Source organism: Exiguobacterium sp. s127 (assembly GCF_018618695.1).
Taxonomy (GTDB): Bacteria; Bacillota; Bacilli; order Exiguobacteriales; family Exiguobacteriaceae; genus Exiguobacterium_A; species Exiguobacterium_A oxidotolerans.
Map to the genome: position 1 here is coordinate 139,812 of NZ_JACSMO010000005.1, position 17,549 is coordinate 157,360.

The 17,549-nt window shown below is 47.5% G+C and carries 18 protein-coding genes; 14 read left to right on the forward strand and 4 right to left on the reverse strand.

Annotated features, from left to right (window positions below; all coding sequences use genetic code 11):
• Window positions 1-37: 37 nt before the first annotated feature.
• From KNP98_RS08645 to KNP98_RS08665, 5 genes are all read left to right on the forward strand, one after another.
• Window positions 38-1,159 carry an exonuclease SbcCD subunit D gene (locus KNP98_RS08645; RefSeq protein ID WP_214811142.1) on the forward strand — a complete coding sequence of 374 codons (1,122 nt, stop codon included), beginning with the start codon at window positions 38-40 and terminating at the stop codon, window positions 1,157-1,159.
• Window positions 1,141-4,152, forward strand: a complete 3,012-nt coding sequence (locus KNP98_RS08650; RefSeq protein WP_214811143.1) for an AAA family ATPase — start codon at window positions 1,141-1,143, stop codon at window positions 4,150-4,152. The genes KNP98_RS08645 and KNP98_RS08650 overlap by 19 nt, the downstream gene beginning before the upstream one ends.
• A gap of 12 nt (window positions 4,153-4,164) precedes the next feature.
• Window positions 4,165-4,956, forward strand: coding sequence for an AAC(3) family N-acetyltransferase (locus KNP98_RS08655; protein WP_214811144.1), 792 nt, complete (start codon window positions 4,165-4,167; stop codon window positions 4,954-4,956).
• Window positions 4,957-5,015: 59 nt separating this feature from the next.
• Entirely contained in the window at window positions 5,016-5,753 is a 738-nt protein-coding gene (locus tag KNP98_RS08660) for a Bax inhibitor-1/YccA family protein (protein WP_088836843.1), read from the forward strand.
• 600 nt (window positions 5,754-6,353) lie between these two features.
• Window positions 6,354-6,569, forward strand: a complete 216-nt coding sequence (locus tag KNP98_RS08665) for a hypothetical protein (protein WP_214767553.1) — start codon at window positions 6,354-6,356, stop codon at window positions 6,567-6,569.
• A gap of 103 nt (window positions 6,570-6,672) precedes the next feature.
• Here the strand turns inward: KNP98_RS08665 and KNP98_RS08670 are convergent, their stop codons facing one another.
• A complete protein-coding gene (locus KNP98_RS08670; RefSeq protein ID WP_088836850.1) occupies window positions 6,673-6,978 on the reverse strand; it encodes a hypothetical protein in 306 nt (101 codons plus the stop codon).
• Between the two features lie 132 nt (window positions 6,979-7,110).
• Between KNP98_RS08670 and KNP98_RS08675 the strand changes: the two genes are divergently transcribed.
• From KNP98_RS08675 to KNP98_RS08700, 6 genes are all read left to right on the forward strand, one after another.
• Window positions 7,111-7,845 (forward strand): nuclease-related domain-containing protein, encoded by a 735-nt coding sequence (locus KNP98_RS08675; RefSeq protein WP_214811145.1) that lies wholly within the window; start codon window positions 7,111-7,113, stop codon window positions 7,843-7,845.
• Between the two features lie 42 nt (window positions 7,846-7,887).
• On the forward strand, window positions 7,888-9,543 hold the full coding sequence (locus KNP98_RS08680) for a M3 family oligoendopeptidase (protein WP_214811146.1): 1,656 nt from the start codon (window positions 7,888-7,890) through the stop codon (window positions 9,541-9,543).
• A 28-nt stretch (window positions 9,544-9,571) separates the two neighbouring features.
• Window positions 9,572-10,324 (forward strand): hypothetical protein, encoded by a 753-nt coding sequence (locus KNP98_RS08685; protein ID WP_214811147.1) that lies wholly within the window; start codon window positions 9,572-9,574, stop codon window positions 10,322-10,324.
• Between the two features lie 84 nt (window positions 10,325-10,408).
• Window positions 10,409-10,981 (forward strand): VanZ family protein, encoded by a 573-nt coding sequence (locus KNP98_RS08690; RefSeq protein WP_214811150.1) that lies wholly within the window; start codon window positions 10,409-10,411, stop codon window positions 10,979-10,981.
• A 65-nt stretch (window positions 10,982-11,046) separates the two neighbouring features.
• A complete protein-coding gene (locus KNP98_RS08695) occupies window positions 11,047-11,469 on the forward strand; it encodes a MarR family winged helix-turn-helix transcriptional regulator (protein ID WP_088836853.1) in 423 nt (140 codons plus the stop codon).
• A gap of 72 nt (window positions 11,470-11,541) precedes the next feature.
• On the forward strand, window positions 11,542-12,564 hold the full coding sequence (locus KNP98_RS08700) for an ABC transporter permease (RefSeq protein ID WP_214811152.1): 1,023 nt from the start codon (window positions 11,542-11,544) through the stop codon (window positions 12,562-12,564).
• Between the two features lie 57 nt (window positions 12,565-12,621).
• Here KNP98_RS08700 and KNP98_RS08705 read toward each other — a convergent pair whose 3' ends face one another.
• The gene (locus KNP98_RS08705) at window positions 12,622-13,065 is read right to left on the reverse strand and encodes a hypothetical protein (RefSeq protein WP_214811154.1); all 444 of its coding nucleotides are present in this window, start codon (window positions 13,063-13,065) and stop codon (window positions 12,622-12,624) included.
• A gap of 57 nt (window positions 13,066-13,122) precedes the next feature.
• Entirely contained in the window at window positions 13,123-13,764 is a 642-nt protein-coding gene (locus tag KNP98_RS08710) for an SDR family oxidoreductase (RefSeq protein ID WP_088836855.1), read from the reverse strand.
• A gap of 207 nt (window positions 13,765-13,971) precedes the next feature.
• On the opposite strand from KNP98_RS08710, the gene KNP98_RS08715 reads away from it, so the two are divergent.
• The 3 genes from KNP98_RS08715 (at window position 13,972) to KNP98_RS08725 (ending at window position 16,600) form a co-directional block, all read left to right on the forward strand.
• A complete protein-coding gene (locus KNP98_RS08715; protein ID WP_214811156.1) occupies window positions 13,972-14,793 on the forward strand; it encodes a transporter substrate-binding domain-containing protein in 822 nt (273 codons plus the stop codon).
• Window positions 14,794-14,907: 114 nt separating this feature from the next.
• On the forward strand, window positions 14,908-15,831 hold the full coding sequence (locus KNP98_RS08720; protein ID WP_251133043.1) for an ATP-binding cassette domain-containing protein: 924 nt from the start codon (window positions 14,908-14,910) through the stop codon (window positions 15,829-15,831).
• Window position 15,832: 1 nt separating this feature from the next.
• Window positions 15,833-16,600: an ABC transporter permease gene (locus KNP98_RS08725; RefSeq protein WP_214811157.1), complete on the forward strand. Its 768-nt coding sequence runs from the start codon at window positions 15,833-15,835 to the stop codon at window positions 16,598-16,600.
• Between the two features lie 50 nt (window positions 16,601-16,650).
• On the opposite strand, the gene KNP98_RS08730 is transcribed toward KNP98_RS08725, so the two are convergent.
• Window positions 16,651-17,526: a hypothetical protein gene (locus tag KNP98_RS08730; RefSeq protein WP_214811158.1), complete on the reverse strand. Its 876-nt coding sequence runs from the start codon at window positions 17,524-17,526 to the stop codon at window positions 16,651-16,653.
• Between the last annotated feature and the right edge of the window lie 23 nt (window positions 17,527-17,549).

A 17,549-nucleotide genomic window follows, 5' to 3' on the forward strand; every position in this document is an offset into this window, starting at 1 on the left:
TAAACTTAATATATTAGTAAAGTGAGGGTGAGGAAACATGAAGTGGATTCATACAGCGGATTGGCATTTAGGGAAAATCGTCCACGGCGAATCGATGATTGAAAATCAACGCGCCGCGCTCGAAGCATTTTTAGCGTTACTCGACCGGGAACGCCCGGACGCGGTGGTCATTGCGGGCGACTTATATGACCGCGCCGTCCCGCCGACCGAGGCGGTCGAATTGCTCGACGCGACACTCGCCGACATCGTCCTTGACCGCGGGATTCCGGTCATCGCGATCAGTGGCAACCACGATTCGGCGGAGCGGCTCAGCTTCGCAACGACCCTGCTCGAACGGTCGGGTCTTCACCTCGCCGGTAAACTGACGCCGGTGATTGAACCGATTGAGATTAAAGGCGTCCAGTTTTACCCGGTCCCGTTCGCGGACCCGGCGATCGTCCGTTACGTCTATCAGGATGACACGATCCGTAACCATGACGAGGCGATGCGAAAAATCATCAGCGGCTTGACGATCACAGAACCAAGCGTCCTCGTCGGTCATGCCTTCGTCATCGGTGGGCTTGAGACCGACTCGGAGCGTCAACTGTCCGTCGGGACGGCGGGACAGGTCAGTGCCAGTACGTTCGCACCGTTCACCTACACGGCACTCGGTCACCTACATAATCCGCTCGCGATCCGTTCCGAGACGATCCGTTACAGTGGATCGCTGCTGAAATATTCGTTTTCAGAAGCAAATCACGTCAAAGGGGTCGATATCCTGACCCTCAATGCGGCAGGGACGTTTGACCGCCGCTTTGAGCCGATTGTCCCGAGGCGTGATTTACGGGAGCTGACGGGAACGCTTGCCGAACTGATGGATCCGACGTTCGTCGCGACACAGACGACGGACGACTACATCAAAATCAACCTGACGGATGCGGAAGCCTTGATTGATCCGATGGGCAAGCTGAAGAAAATCTATCCGAACATCCTGCATCTCGAGCGGACCGGTTTCACCCGTGAAAGCACACGCTCCGTTCAAGCATCGCGCGACCAGGTCAAGACGGCGACGCTGACCGATTTATTCAGTGAGTTTTATGAAGCAGTCCGGGAAAAACGACCGACGGATGCGATGCAGACCGTCTTAGAGGAGGAAGCGACATGCGGCCAGAACGATTGACCTTACGGGCATTCGGCCCGTTCGCGGAAGAACAGACGATTGACTTCACGGCACTTGCCGGACGGACGATGTTCGTCATCTCCGGTAATACGGGGGCCGGCAAAACGACGATTTTTGATGCCTTGACGTTTGCCCTTTACGGGGAGACGTCAGGCGGCGAACGGGAGATGACGGATTTACGGAGTCATTTTGCGCGAGCTGATGTCAAAACGGAAGTCGAACTGGAATTTTTACTGAAAGGCGAACGCTATCGTGTGATTCGTCAACCGAGCCAACCGCACCCCGTCAACAAGACGGATTATGCGCACGAAGCAGAACTGGCACGGTTCGACGGGACGGCGTGGCAACCGCTCGCCATTAAAATTCCTGAGGTCAAGCAACGGGTTCAAAGTCTGTTGCAACTCGACCACAAACAATTTTCGCAAATCTTGTTGTTACCACAAAATAAATTCCGGGAACTGTTGATGGCGGAGTCAAAAGACAAACTGCAAATCCTGAAGCAACTGTTCAAGACGGAGCAGTACGGTGAGTTCCAGCAACGTTTGCACCGGAAAGCACTCGATCTTGCTGCCGCCATTAAAGAAACAAAAACGAAACAGCTCGCAAAACTGGAGGAGTTGCCGCTGGAAGTCGACTGGGCCAATCAAAACGAGACGACGATCCGGAGCGTGACGGCTGAATTGTTAGCGTCGCTCGATGAAACGATCACTGCCGCCAAAACAGTCGAACAGCAGGCACGTCAAGACGTCAATCAGGTCAGCGAACGCTTCCGCCAGGCGGAACAACTCGAAAAAGCCTTCGTCGAACATGAACGGCTGACGCGACTCGAGCAAGAACTCGCCGTGACGTTACCCGACATCACACGACAAGCGGATCGGTATGCGGCAGCGACACGGGCAGCGGCCATCACGGGACGATACGATGCCTTCCTGTCAGAGCAACAGGCGGTCGTCCGCCTCGAGACGGCGCACGGGCAATTGACGACAGAACTGACGACGTTGCGAGGGCAGCTAGATCAAATCACCGGTCAAGCGGAACAGTTGGCACGTCGCGAACAGGAAATCCGCGACGGGGCACGACGGATCGACCAAATCGAGATTGAACTGAAGCAACTGCGCGAGCAGGAACAACTGCAACAAAAACAAAAAAGTCTCGTGCAGGACGTCGCACGCCTGAACCCGCAAGCGTTGCTGACGGAGCGGGAGGCGAAACGTGGCGAACGGACCCGCGTCCAAGCGGCACTCGCGGCGCTTGCTGATGTCTCGGACACACAACTGACGTTGCAGGAACGGCGCTTCAGCCTCCAGGCGGTCGAACAAAAGCGGCTCGAATGGCAACGGAACGAAACGGAACGGCAACACTTGATTGAACGCGGGACCCGTGTCCGGAAAGAAAAGGATGAAGCGGAAGCGGCCTATGCGGAAGGGCGGCGAAAAGAACGGATGCAACTCGCGTCCGAGCTTGCTGAACATCTGCACGACGGGGAAGCGTGTCCCGTTTGCGGGAGCCGTGAGCACCCGGAACCAGCGGTGAAGACACAGCTGGATGACGTCGAAGCGTTGCATCAGCTGTATTTAAAAGCGCAGACGGCCCACCAGGAATTACAGGCGACGTACCGGACAATCGTCGAACGGAAACGACAACTCGAGCACGATATCGCAATACTCGGGCAAGAACAGACGCTGCCGACGGAACTCGATCTGATTCGGACGGAAATCAGCCGCCTTGTCGAAGCAGAAGCAGAACAAAAACAGCAACAAGATAAAAAACGTCAGCTCGAACAACGCTTGCGGACGCTCGAAACAGAACTTGAGACACTGACGAGTCAAATCGATCAGCAGCTCGCGGCACAAGGGAAACTCGAACTTGAGCTTGCCCGACTTGATGCATTGCTGACGAAAGCAGGCGAGCCGTCAGCGTCGAAAGGGGTTCTCGAACAGGAACAACAGACATTGCAGGCGAAACAGACACAATATGAAACCGACCGGGCGACGGTCGATCAACAAAAAAATCAACTCAATCGGGAAGTCGCAGAACGACAGGGACGCCTTCAACACATTACCGAAGAGGCGACGACACATGTTGCAGCGCGGACGCAAGCGAAGGCTGACTTGGAACAGGCCCTGTCGGAAGAGCATTTTGAGACGTTAGAACAATTCGAACAGGCGCGATTGTCCCGGCAGGAGATGCAACAACTCGCAGCGATGCTTGAAGCGGATCGTGTCAAGCGCCAGGAAGTCGCGACAGGACTCGAACGCTTGAAACAACAAATCAATGCCGCGGCACGTCCGGATCTCGCGCATTTACGGACGCTTGTCGAAACAGCGGAAGGACGCTTGGCGGAAGCGACAGACCAACGTGTCGGTGCCGAGAAGGAACACATCCATGTCAAACAGCTGATTGATGCCTGGGCGACGCTCCAACAAACGATTGAAGTCGAGGACGCCCGGTACGGGATCATCGGGGAGCTGGCACGGGTCGGAGTTGGTGAAAATGCGCAACGGATGACGTTCGAAACCTACGTCCAGACGGCGTACTTCGATGAGATTCTCCAGGCGGCGAACCGCCACTTGACGGAGATGACGTCAGGTCGCTTCCAGCTCGAGCGGAAGACGGAAGCCGGTAAAGGCTTGAAGAAGTATGGCCTTGACCTGAATGTTTTTGATGCTTATACGTCACAGACACGGCATGTCAAAACATTGTCCGGTGGCGAAAGCTTTAAAGCGTCGCTTGCGCTCGCGCTTGGTCTCTCGGAAGTCGTCCAAGAAGCGAGTGGCGGCGTTTCCCTTGAGACGATGTTCATCGATGAAGGATTCGGGACACTCGACCCTGAGTCGCTCGAACAAGCGATCGAGACGTTACTGTCGATTCAAGCGAGCGGACGGATGGTCGGGATCATCAGCCACGTCCAGGAGCTGAAGTCACGGGTTGATGCTAAAATTGAAGTCACGCAAGGAAAAACAGGCTCGACGATACAGCTTGTCGTTGAATAAGGAGTGAGACGGATGGAAGTCAATCAAATGGTAACGAAGTCGGATTTAATCCGCGACCTGAAACAGCTCGGGGTCGAGCCAGGGATGAAAGTGTTCGTGCACAGTGCGATGAAACAGATCGGCTGGGTTCCGGGCGGGGCGCAAGCGGTCATCGAAGCCGTCCAGGAAGTCGTCACCGAGACGGGCTTGATTATGATGGCGACACAAAGTACCGATAACTCGGACCCGAAAAACTGGAGCCGTCCTGCGGTACCGGAGGAGTGGTGGGAGACGGTCCGTCAAGAAATGCCGGCGTACGATAAACGGAAGACGCCGACCCGCAGCGTCGGGAAGGTGCCGGAGTTGTTCCGGACATTTCCGGATGTCGAGCGCAGCGACCACCCGATGTGGTCGGTCGCAGCCTGGGGTAAAGATGCGGCCGGGTTCGTCGCGGGCCACACGATTGAAAACGGGTTCGGTCCCGGATCACCGATTGAACGATTCATCGAGGCGGACGGTCAGATTCTGCATATCGGTTCACCGTGGGATGCGACGACGGTTTGGCATTATGCCGAGTACGGGATTGATCGTCCGGACATTGAGAGCGGGTGTAAAATCAAGCAAGGTGATGACGAAGTATTCGTTCACTATTGGCACCGCTTGATTGATAGCGACCCATTCGGTCCGATTGGCGAAGGCTTCACGGACGAACCGTTCGTGACGAGCGGAAAAATCGGTCGTGCGACGTCACACCTCGTCTCCGCCAAGGAATCGATTCCAGTCGTCATGTTCCAGTTGAGTGCTTTAAATAACTGGTTAAGCTGAAACTTTTTCGGGAACGATTCGTAATAAGACACAGAGAAATTAAAAGGAGTGAACGCAAGATGGCATCACGATTTAAAGTTAACCCAGCGCTGCGCCGAGGTTTTGAGACGGCACGGGCTGGCGAACGGTCGATGACGAAAAGTGGGACGATGAGTAAGATTTTCTTAATGCTCGCCCTCGTCACGGCAGCAGCCGGAGGAACATGGTTCTTTTTAGCCGCGAATCCGCAATTTTTATTCCCGGCTTTGATTGGCGGGATTGTTCTTGGACTGATCCTTGCTCTCGTCATCACCTTTAAACCGGCTACGGCACCTGTTCTTTCACCGGTCTATGCGCTTGTCGAAGGGGTCGCAGTCGGTGCGATTTCCTTGATGTTCGAAAGCATGTACCCAGGCATCGTCGGAAAAGCCGTCGTCGCGACGTTCGTCGTATCGTTCGCGATGTGGTTCGTCTATACGACCGGCATGATTAAAGTAACACAACGGTTCCGTTCCGCTGTCACGGCAGCAATCCTCTCGATTCTCGTCTTGTACGGTGTCAATTTCCTGCTCGCCTTGTTCGGTGTCGACCTCCCGTTCATGACAGGCAGCTCGCCGCTCGCGATCGGGATTCAGTTTGTCATCGTCATTGTCGCCTCGCTGTCACTCGTGATGGACTTCGATTTCATCTCGCGTCAAGTCGAGGCACGGGCACCGAAGTCGATGGAATGGGTCGCTGCGTTCGGTTTAATCGTGACGATCATCTGGCTGTATATCGAGTTACTCGATTTATTGTATCGTTTAGCCGCGCGTGACTAAAACCTGTTTAACGCATCGTTTCCGTTTTGACGGGGACGGTGTTTTTTTATGAAAAGTTGCTGGGTAAATGTTTTTTCTTCCCATGCTTTCCTCCGGCAAGGCGCAAGGTGGCAGGGTTGATCCATAAATTATCCCCAGACAAATCCTTGAAACGGATGTTTCCGCCATCCTCGCTTTCCATGGGCGGAAGGTAAGCCGCGGCATCCCGCATTTCATGCTCGCATGCCGGGTCTTACCTATTCCTGACAGAAGCGCGAACCGCGCTTCTTTTTCCCATAGGAGTCGAGAATGGACGTTTCCATCCCGCTTCAATCGAATAGCCGATGAGCTCACTTTTCACAAGAAGCAAAACGAGCTGCTTTGAATCTTGTTAGGGAATAAGACACGCGCAATTACAAGTTTAAAAAGACTCGTCCTGATTTAACGCAAACATTTATAAGCTTATAAGAATGGTCGGGTTTTGACATATAAGGAAGTCTATCATTTGCTTGGAAAGAATCAATCGCGTTGTCATTTTTGGATATTTTTGTAACAATGGATAGGTTGAAGAAAGTAATCGCTAACGCGTTTGACTGACAAATCGAAGAAGGGAAGAATGACATGGATTTAATCTTCATGATGAAGGAACGGCTCGGTCTATTTGCATTTTTATTCGGATTCCTACTCCTGAACGCCCTGCTCCTCGTGGCAATTTGGAAAGTAAAAGTTCAGCTGCCAAAACCGTTGTTGGTTCTGTTGACAATGTGTTGTACGTTTTTCATCTTTGCGACGATTGGTTTCATCGTCAGCACGTTATCATTTGGTTATAATTCATAATGATGTTTTAAATTATGACAATAATTGAAGTAAAGCAAATAATTTATCCACCGAATTAAACAGGCAAACTTTCCACTCACTTAGGGAAGGTTTGCCTGTCTTTTTAGTTTGATGAATCAAAATGAAGAGAATCGACATACTGCTTAGCTTCGAGTAATGAATAACCAAGTTGATTTCGGACTAGTTTAACAGCCTCCACCATCTGATCCTCTTGAAGAAGGTGTTTAACTTGATGTTGGAGTTTAACCTCATCCGCATCTACTCCCGGCATTCCAAGGTGAATTTGAATACGTTTAATTTCCTTCGTTAATTGCTGTTGCTGGATCCGTTGCTTGGCTAGTTGTTGTGAAATCGATTGCCAGATGATGGCAAGAAACAAGACGGGCAACCATGTGAATAAAGCATCCATCAATGCATCCACCTCCTTTTGTTCACCGTAGCATAGACTGTACCATGTAACAAATAGTGGAAAAGTCATGAGAATACGTTTATTCTTAATAAGTGGTAAATAAAGGTTTTTTAGGTGAAAGGAATGAAAAAAGTGGAAAAAATCATTGTATCGTTAATTCCGTTGTTAGTCCTCATAGGTGGTGTCATGTTCGGTGGTTTCGTCGTGACGCTCTCAAGTCTGTATTACTTACGGCGCCGCTCATTTGAACGAAGTACTTATAAGCAAGTAACACAAGAACGATTCCTCAAAGCGGTCCGTGACAAAGGGCTGTGGGGCGAGTATTTGACGACACGCCAACTAGAAAAGATCGACGGATACGGAAAGTTTGTCATCAATACATATGTACCAAAAGCACGGGGGAAAGGCCTGACGGAAATCGACGTCACGTTCATTCATGAGAGCGGGATTTACGTCCTCGAATCGAAAAACTACAGCGGCTGGATTTTCGGGAAAGAAGCGGACCGCCAGTGGACACAGATGTTCAAGAATCGGTTCAAGCAAAAATTCTACAACCCGATCAAACAAAATGAACAGCACTTGAAGAGTCTTCAAAAGTTTTTGTCTGAAACGGTTGAGGCAGATGTTTTTAAATCACTGATCGTCTTCAGTGAACGGTGCGAACTGAAGAAAATCACGGTCGATTCGAGCCATGTCCATGTCATCAAGCGGAATGAGTTACGCCGGACCATCAATAAACTGGCGACGGTTAGTCGTTTGACACCAGCACAAGTCGATAACGTTTACGAGGAGCTCAAGCAACGGTCACAAGTCGATCAAATGATTAAAGACGCGCATATCGAATCGATAAAATCGTTTACGTCGTAAGTAACTGTATACATTTTAAATGCGTGAGGGGGATTGCTTTTAATGAAAGATGCTTTGAGCACACTTGAAGCTAGTTATACAACATTGATGAGGGAAGACGAGTCGGATTGTTTAGATATTGAAGCCTTTCTTGAACGTCATTCAAAAATCATTGATACATACGAAGAGCTGATTACCCAAAAGTACATTGCTTTTCAACGAGATACTGCAAACCAACTGTATGAAGAAGAACTGGATTTTGTGCAAACTAACATAAAACCGTTGTTATCGAAGTTTAAGCACGAAATGGATCAGAAGACTTTACAGTATATTGGAGATAAACCGGACTACATCAGACTGCGAGAGAAACTGAATAGTAAGCAGAAAAGTTATTCGGAATCTAATACAGCAGTACGTCTAAAAGAAGATCAACTCGTAAATCGATACTTAAAAATTACAGGTGGATTAACTTCACCGTCCAATCAAAACCAGGATCTAAACGACTTATACAGTCTTTTATATGACAAAAATGAAGGCGTTCGAGAGCGTGCATTTTGTAATATAGCACTTGCTTATGGGGGAATTGAACAAGACGTTAACCTGATTTTTGATCAACTCATTAATTTGCGGATAAAAAAAGCTGACAATGTAGGTTTAAATGCTTTTTCTGAATATGCATTTACAGAGCTCGGGCGAACTGATTATACACCAAAAAATTGTAGAGAAATTGCCGGAGCGATTAAACAGTATTTCCTGCCAATCAAAGAGAAGCTACAAAGAGAACAGGAAAATTACTTAGGAAAGAAATATCTTTCACCTTGGGATAGCAAAGTGTCACCTTACTCTGACATAACGAATGTTTACGGTGATTCAGAAGACGTATTGCTAGAAACGGTGGGCAATATCTTAAGAAAAATTGATCCGTATTTTTACACCGTCTTCAACGAGTTACATAGCAAAAGAAACTTTGATTTAAAACCTAGAGCGAATAAAGCACCAGGTGGGTTTTCAGAATTTCTCCCGGCTTCTCATGAATCGTTTATATTTATGAACTTGACGGGGACGTTTGATGATCTTGTTATTTTAATGCATGAAATCGGTCACGCCATCCACCATGACTTAATCAAGGACATTCCGTTCAGTGAAGACAAGCGAATTACGATGGAAGTGGCAGAGTTTGCTGCGATGTCGTTAGAGCTGCTCTCAATGGAACACTGGAATCTCGCAGTCACTGATCAGTTCTCGCTCTACCAAGCTAAAATGGAACACTTCAGATTAATCGTCGAATTTCTTCCTCAAACCATCATCGTTGATCAGTTTCAAGACTGGGTCTATCATCATCCTACTCACAGCCATGAAGAGCGAAGAAAAAAATTCGAGTCGCTCACCGACATGTATGATACGGGTGTCGTCGATTGGGGGACTGTATCAGCATGGAAGGGGCAAGAGTGGATGAGCGTCATCCATATTTTCGAAACGCCGTTTTATTATATAGAGTATGCGATTGCTCAAATTGCTGCGCTCCAGCTGTTTATGAACTACAAAAAAAATCCGATGGAGACGCTTGAACGGTTCAAACGAGCGCTTGCTATGGGCAACAGTCGTTCAGTTACAGAAATTTATGAGCTTGCCGGAGTCAAATTTGATTTTTCTGAAGCGACGTTACATCCTTTGACACAGTTCATTACGAGTGAATTAGAAGCAATTCATCCTGAATGAAAAAAAACGATTCAAAGGGGAATTTAACATGAAACAAGTCTTTGCTTTTAACAACAAAGAAGATTTTGATCGATATCAAGACAAGACTGTCATACTTTATCAGAAACTAGACGTTTATCGATTAGAGTTAGAGAAAAATTTTGGTTTGACAGAATTGCCGAGAGGGATTGTTTGGACGACACACGAATTAGCGACAATGACATTTTCAACTATTCCAATCCCCGCGTTTACAAGTAGAGAACTTATTTTCATGTCACCTGATGTAGTAAGTTGGAGAAAACTATTTTTGGAACAGCTAGAAGGACAAAAAAATGAAAAAATAGAAGCATATTATAAAAATCTGAAAATGGATCACATAGCTACAATTCTTGGACATGAATTAACCCACCACTCTGATTTATTCGTAGATGAATTTGGTGATGAAAGAGAAGATGGGATATGGTTCGAAGAAGGAATGTGTGAATACATACCAAGAAAATTGATGTTAAGTCCACTGGAGTTTAGTGAAATTGTTGAAATTGAATTAGAGCTGATGAAGATGTTTAGAAAGAAATATGGTTCACACTCAATAAATGATTTTGGACAGGGGAGTTATGAAGGGAGTCTGACAAGTATTATGTTTGACTATTGGCGCAGTTTTCTAGCAATAAGATATCTGGTTGAAGAGCAGGCTGGAGGGGATATTATGAGCGTGTTTGGCAAATATCAACAATGGAATCAAGAAGGAAGAAAAGTACCGTTAAGTGAACATTTTAATGTAGAATCGATGTTTTTACTGTAACAGCTAAGTATTTTTTAACGAGCATTCTTATTTAAGAAAGGACTACCTTTTGCATGCTGACCTTCGAACTTCCTTGTTTTTTTGATGATTACGATCTGTTTACTTATTCTTTCTTACCGCGTCACACAAGGTAAAATTTCAGGACGACGCTTTAGTTACTGGATGATACTTTCCGTTTATCTTGCCGGCGTCGTGTCACTTACGTTATTCCCATTACCCGTTCAACGAAGTTTGATTGACGATGTAATTCGTGAACAGCATGGGGAACAGCGTAACTTCCTTCCGTTCAAACTGCTGCTTGATACGGTAAATTCAGGACAAGGCGAAGCTTTTTTGATCCAGGTCATGGGAAATGTCCTTTTGTTTGTACCGTTAGGAATCTTTTTGTTAGTTCTCTATCCGATGATGAAGCGACGGAACGTCATCATGCTGGGCTTTATGATGAGTATAGGCATTGAATCGACTCAAGCGATAATAGGTCTGTTCATCGGCTACAACTACCGTAGTTTTGACGTCGATGATGTGTGGTTGAACACATTAGGAACGGCGTTCGGTGTGCTGATCATATCTGGAATATTGAAAAGGATCCGTGCCGCTAACCAGAAAAATAGAAACACCGACGATTCAAGAAAGGTCATTGACAACTCTTCTTCCTGACCGGTATAGTGAGTAAGTCAAAATAATAAGTAGTGCAACTATTTATCGGAAAGAAGGGGAAGCATGTGAAGGAAGTCGATTGGTCGCTTGGCATGCAGCTGTCGCGTAGCTATCATTCATTCAAACGGGCGGCGACGAAGCGGATGGACGTGCACGGTCTGACACCGGAACAACTCTCTGTCTTAAGTGAATTGCATAAGCAAGAGGGTGTTTCCCAAAAACAGTTAGCGCTCGTGACGGAACGGGATCAAACGACAGTTGGGAAGATTCTTGATAAGCTTGTCAAAAAAGGGTTCGTCATGCGAACGTCTGATCCGAGAGATCGCCGTGCGTTCATTCTTTTGACAACAAAAGAGGGTGTCCACGTGCTTGAATTGCTTGAACCGACGCTTGATGCGTTGCAAGAGCAAGCGTTTCAAGGGCTGACGAAAGCGGAGATTGAACAGTTCATTCGGACGCTTGAAACCATTCACAAAAATGTGACGTGAGTGGTTTTCTTTTTTGATTAAATAGTTGCACATGCTATTATAAGCAATGCATATAAAAAGGGGATACAAAAAATGAAGACAATGAAAGACGTATTTGCAATCACACAAACAAAAGTCGGGCTGATGTTCGCCCTCGTCGTACCGGTTCTCTTCCTCGTCGTCTGGATGACCGGGTACCAGGGTGCGACGGAACGACTGGATCAATTACGCGTCGCGGTCGTAGCGGATCAAGGCTCGGCAGATTTCTATCAACAGTTCAAAGCTGAAAGTCCATTTACCGTCTCGCAAGTCAATTCAACAGAAACCGGACTGAAGCAACTTGACCAGGGCGATGTCGAAATGGTCCTCGTCGCGGATTTGACGAATGAACAGCGTTTGACGTTCCATGTCAACCAAGCCAATGCAGAGTTCGCTAATGGAATCTTGAAACAGGGAGCGGGACAAATCGTCAATCAACTGAATGGAGACGTCCCGTTCACATCCGATATCATCATCGAACATCACGTGTCAGAATTCTCGACGTCGATGTTACCAATCATCCTTGGCTTCGTCATTTACATCGCTGTCATGACGATGGGGATTCAGTTTAATCTCGTGACGCAAATTCTTCAGAAGCAACATCAAAAGTGGTCGCTCTTTTGGAGTAAACAATTGTTGCATGGCATCGTCCTCGTCGTCGTGCCACTTGTCATGGTGACGATTGCCTTCTTGTTCTCAGATAGTGCAGCATCCTTTTTAAAAGTCTGGGTATTCCAAGTCTTATTAACAGCAGCCTGTATCAGTGTTACGCAAATGAACTTTGCGATATTTGGACCAATCGCACCGCTCGTCAACGTCGCGTTGATTCCGTTCCAATTGATGACGGCAGGAAATATCGTGCCACCATCGATGCTCACACCGTTCTATCAGTCGCTCGGTCAGTTTCTTCCCGTCCCGAATGCAGTCGCAGGACTGACACGATTAATTTACTTTGATGGAGATATCTCGCAGTGTGTGTTGCGTTTGTCCATCATCTTACTCGTGACGTTAGTCGTCACGTTGATTGTGACAGCGGCGCGCCGGGAGCAGTTACAACATTTTCTTAGAACTGAATAGTTTATAAAAAAGATCTTCCTTAAAGAATGAAAAGTCTTTAAAGAAGATCCTTTTTACTTATGAAGTTGTTTTCAATGCTTGAAGAATCGTATTTTTTAAAAGAGGTGTTATTTCTTTTAATTGCTCGACTTCATAATTCCCTGTGTAATACTGGACGATTAACCCGTCGACGATGGCGACTAATATAAAGGCGCCATGTTCATTATGAAGTAAAGGATATTGTTTACTTTCATCTAAAAGGATGAGTTTTTTTTGTAGATGATAGACCATCTTATTGAAAGACTTTACAAAAACAGGTTGTTGTAAATCACCTTTACTATAATCTTGCATCGTTTGCTTAATATATTCTATATTCTGATGATTGTAAGTCCAAGACTCATACAAGAATTTCTCAATAAAAGATTCTACGGTTGTCATCTCATTATCATCAATCGATTTAATGTAATCGTCTTCTAAAATCTGTAAAATTTCTTCGGGTTTCGAATTTTGTTGCGTTTTCACGAGAATGCACTCCTTAATAGTTTTATAGATTTATAAAAGTTGATGAAAGTTGATGAATCATGCAAATACGTCAGCGATGGGTGTATCGCCTTCGAGGAGTGTAATTGTTTGACGGGATGCCGTTTCTTGTCCGATTGAAGCAACGATGACGGCTGCGACATCTTCACGGGCAATCGATTTTGTATCCGCATCAGACGGGTCGGTCGTGACGGCACCTGTTCCGGCATCGTCTGATAAACCGCCGGGACGCAAAATCGTATAGTTGAGTTTGCTGTCACGTAACAACCGGTCGGCATAGTGTTTTGCGACATAATACGGTTTCATGCTGTCAGACCAAGTTTCCGGCGAGTCGGCGTTCAAGGCACTGACCATGATGAATTGTTTCGCTTCTTGTTGCTCTGCTGCCGCGATTGATTTAGCGGCACCGTCTAAGTCAATCAACATCGTCTTATCGGCACCGGTGTGTCCGCCGGATCCCGCTGTGAAGATGACGACGTCGCTATCTCCGAGTGCGTCCTGGATCGATGCCATGTTCTGCTCGAGATCAAGCAGGACAGGAGTCAGTCCGAGTGCTTCAAAGTCAGAAAACTGGTCAGGTGACCGCAGACCGACGCGGACTTCATGAGTTGAGTCACTCAATTGTTTGGCGACGTGCCGTCCTACTTTCCCGTTCGCTCCGATAATGAATACTTTACTCATCTTACATTCCTCCATTTCGCTAATTGATTCTTTTTTATTATGAAAGAACGGTAAGCCGGAATGCAATCGAGAGGGCTTGGCACAACGCATCGAATGGAACCGATTTGACGAAATAATCAAAAAAATCTTGGATAACATAACGCAATATGATACTGTTTTGAGTATTACACAGAAAAAAGCGTCAGACAGAGAGAGGAAGCGAGCAGAGTGAATAAAAGAGGATTAGCACTTGGAGGAAGTCTGTTGCTTTCTGGTCTATTGGCAGCAACACGATTAAAAGATGTCACCGGTCCGTTCAGTGTCGGGAAACAAAACGTCTTCACGACGAAAAAGATCGTCGTCGGGACGACCGGGGATTATAAACCGTTTACGTACTTGAACCGTCAGACGAATCAATATGAAGGGTTTGATATCGACGTCATCCGCTCGTTTGCCGAGAAAGCCGGATTGGAAGTCGAATTCGTCCCGACGACATGGGGAACGCTGACACGTGACTTACGTGCCGGGAAATTCCATATGGTCGTTGGCGGCGTCACGAAGAACATCGAACGGGAGATCGTCGGCGACTTCACGAAAAGCTATCTATCGTTTCAAAAGACACCTCTTGTCCGCGCTACCGATCTCGATGTGTTGACATCAATCGAAACAATCAATCGTCCCGATGTGACAATCGGCTTGAATCCGGGCGGCACAAATGAACAGTTTGTCCGGCAGACGTTCGATCAGGCGCATATCGTCATGTATGCGGATAATTTGGCAATTCCAGCGGCAGTCGCAACGGGAGAAGTGGATGTCATGATCACGGATACCGTCGAAGCGATTTATTACGCATCGCTTGATGTCCGGTTAGGTGCCCCGAAAATTAAGGAAAAATGGATTCCGGCCGAAAAAAGTTATCTCATTCAAGATCGGCAAACGGAAGTCCTGGATGTCATGAATCTTTGGATGAACTCCTATGAAGGAAAACAACGGATTGCGCAATTAAAAGACAAGTGGTGTGTCGCTTCGGTCGCACACGACGTGGTATAACGAATCAAAGCAACGGGCAAATCCATTTGGGGTTTGCCCGTTGTTGTGCAAACAAGGAAAAGGGGGTAAAGGTAATGAAGCAACGTAAAGATGGTCTTAGTGCAGAAAGGACGGATGACCGTGATTGAAGTAGAGCAGTTGACGAAGGAGTACAACGGGAAAAAAGTAGTCGACCAGATATCGTTTCACGTAAAAAAAGGAGAGATTTTTGCTTTTCTTGGACCGAACGGTGCCGGCAAGTCGACGACGGTTCAGATGCTGACGACGTTGATTGCCGTCTCGTCCGGTCACGCGACGATTAATCAATACGATATCGAACGCGATCAAAAAAACGTCCGGCTCCAGATCGGCGTCGCTCTGCAGGAAACAGGTATCGATAATGATTTGACGGGGCAGGAGTTGCTCGTACTGCAAGGTAAATTGTTTGGTTTTTCCGAAGAGAAAGCAGTCGAACGAGCCCATGAATTATTGGAGCTTGTTGGTTTAGCAGCAGATGGCAAACGCCGGTCCGGTACGTATTCCGGCGGGATGAAGCGGCGGCTCGACTTGGCACTGACGCTCGTTCACCAACCGACCGTCCTGTTTCTCGATGAACCGACGACGGGTCTTGATCCGGCAAGCCGGTTACAGATTTGGACGGAAGTCCGGCGCTTGAATGAAGAATACGGGACGACGATTTTCTTGACGACACAATACTTGGAAGAAGCGGATCAGCTGGCGGACCGGATCGCGATCATCAATGACGGTAAGTTGATCGCCGAAGGAACAGCGGCAGAACTGAAAGCGATGAACGGAGCTGAACGAATTGAAGTTGTCCTTGAAGACGAATCCGCCAGTGAAGCGTTTCGAGCGGCATTTTCGGGACGGATTGAAAAAGAGACCGTTCTCCTGCCGTCGGATGGAACAGAGACGCTCAAACAAGTCGTCCGCTATTTGGATGACCATCAGCTGACAGCACGATCGCTTGCCGTCAAACAGCCGTCACTCGATGATGTTTTCATTCAGTTGACCGGTCAAGCGTATAAGGAGGACAAGTGACATGTGGCGGGAAACCTTGATTTTGACAAAACGCAGTTTACTCGTGACGTTACGGAATCCGTTCTCATTCATCCCGAATTTAATCATCAGCGTCTTTTTCCTGCTCGTCTATACGAGCGGATTATCCGGCATCTCGAGTCTGCCCCAGTTCGGCGGCGTTGATTACTTGAACTTCATCTTGCCGGTCTCAATCGTCTCCGGTGCAGTCGGTGGGGCAGGGGGTGCCGGGCAGGCGCTCGTCAAAGATATCGAGAGCGGTTACTTCGCACGTTTGCTGTTGACGCCGGTTTCGCGGACAGCCATCGTCCTCGGGCCGATGCTTGCCGGGATGTTACAGTTGTTCGTCCAGACGTTGTTAATCTTCAGCATGGGCTTTTTACTCGGATTATCGATTCCAGCCGGAGCCGCCGGATTTTTCTTGACGATCATCCTTGCGCTCGGCTTCGGACTCGCCTTTGCCGGCTATTCGGTCGGAGTCGCCTTGAAAACACGCAATGCACAGGCGGCGCAAGCCGGAACATTGTTGTTCTTCCCGTTGATTTTCCTATCGACGACATTCGTCCCGAAAGAATTGATTGAGGCGGAATGGTTAAAGATTGCTGCGACGATCAACCCGACGACCTACATCATGGAAGGGATGCGGGCCGTTTTGCTACGTGAGACGATTGACTGGAGTGTCTATACGCAAGGGGTGCTTGTCGCGGCTGTTCTCAGTCTTGCGATGGTTGTGTTTGCGGCACTCAACGCGCGGGGAGCACTCAAAAAATAATGAAAAACACCTCGAATTCGAACAAAAAAACTGTTCGAATTCGAGGTGTTTTATACTGTTCTGAAACTTAAATCATTTAATTTTCCTGTATAAAGACGTGTATCTGTCGTCAACACAATTTGATTCTTTCGCATCTTGATGGTTCCGGACAAGCATTCATCCTGCTCCGACATGAAGGACATCCGTCCTTGCTCGACATACCGTTTTCCTTGTTGCTGTAAGACGTGGGTCTGCGTATTATCCGTCGAGACGAGATAGTCCTTATAAATAGCAAAATCTGTGAACGGCCGTTTCGGTGCGTGGAACGCCTGACTCGTTCCTCCTTGCAGTTGAACGATCCGGTAGTCGGAGTAATAAAAGAACCAGACATCATTCGCAGACGAGACGTTCATTGCATAACAGTCATCGATGGGATAGTCGCGATTTTTAAAGACGACTTTCCCCTGGTCGTTAAAAGCGACGAGGCCGAACGACCCAACTGAATTGGTCGCGGCGTCAGCAAAGACGCCTTCATCGAAATAACTGACCCAAATGTGGTCACGCTCATCGACTTGGACATTTTGAATTCCGTCGTCTAGACAATAACTGTTAATCAGATGACCGACTTGATCGTAAATAAAAGCATTTGGTAACCATGATCCGTCGACATCGTCATCACAACGCGAGGCGACGAGCAGGATCCGTCCGTCGGAAAACGATTCGACATAACTGAATTCAACGTCTTCCTGGGCGATGATGATCGTATTGCGCCACTGGTCATGAATCCGATGGACATGCAAGAAAGGACGGTGTCGTTTTTCATCGTAGATTTGTTCGACGAGTAGAATATGACCGGCAATCGTCAGTCCCGTCGCGATATGCGTTCCACGGATATGTGAGGCAGTGACACGATCCAGATGCATGGTTACGGTTTTTGATGTCTCCAATAGAAATCACTCCTTTTAAAAAA

Bases quoted from the DNA above. Each gene is read 5' to 3' on its own strand.
- KNP98_RS08645 (WP_214811142.1), top strand. From the start codon at position 38: ATGAAGTGGATTCATACAGCGGATTGGCATTTAGGGAAAATCGTCCAC.
- KNP98_RS08650 (WP_214811143.1), top strand. From the start codon at position 1,141: ATGCGGCCAGAACGATTGACCTTACGGGCATTCGGCCCGTTCGCGGAA.
- KNP98_RS08655 (WP_214811144.1), top strand. From the start codon at position 4,165: ATGGAAGTCAATCAAATGGTAACGAAGTCGGATTTAATCCGCGACCTG.
- KNP98_RS08660 (WP_088836843.1), top strand. From the start codon at position 5,016: ATGGCATCACGATTTAAAGTTAACCCAGCGCTGCGCCGAGGTTTTGAG.
- KNP98_RS08665 (WP_214767553.1), top strand. From the start codon at position 6,354: ATGGATTTAATCTTCATGATGAAGGAACGGCTCGGTCTATTTGCATTT.
- KNP98_RS08670 (WP_088836850.1), bottom strand. From the start codon at position 6,978: ATGGATGCTTTATTCACATGGTTGCCCGTCTTGTTTCTTGCCATCATC.
- KNP98_RS08680 (WP_214811146.1), top strand. From the start codon at position 7,888: ATGAAAGATGCTTTGAGCACACTTGAAGCTAGTTATACAACATTGATG.
- KNP98_RS08685 (WP_214811147.1), top strand. From the start codon at position 9,572: ATGAAACAAGTCTTTGCTTTTAACAACAAAGAAGATTTTGATCGATAT.
- KNP98_RS08690 (WP_214811150.1), top strand. From the start codon at position 10,409: ATGATTACGATCTGTTTACTTATTCTTTCTTACCGCGTCACACAAGGT.
- KNP98_RS08700 (WP_214811152.1), top strand. From the start codon at position 11,542: ATGAAGACAATGAAAGACGTATTTGCAATCACACAAACAAAAGTCGGG.
- KNP98_RS08710 (WP_088836855.1), bottom strand. From the start codon at position 13,764: ATGAGTAAAGTATTCATTATCGGAGCGAACGGGAAAGTAGGACGGCAC.
- KNP98_RS08720 (WP_251133043.1), top strand. From the start codon at position 14,908: ATGACCGTGATTGAAGTAGAGCAGTTGACGAAGGAGTACAACGGGAAA.
- KNP98_RS08725 (WP_214811157.1), top strand. From the start codon at position 15,833: ATGTGGCGGGAAACCTTGATTTTGACAAAACGCAGTTTACTCGTGACG.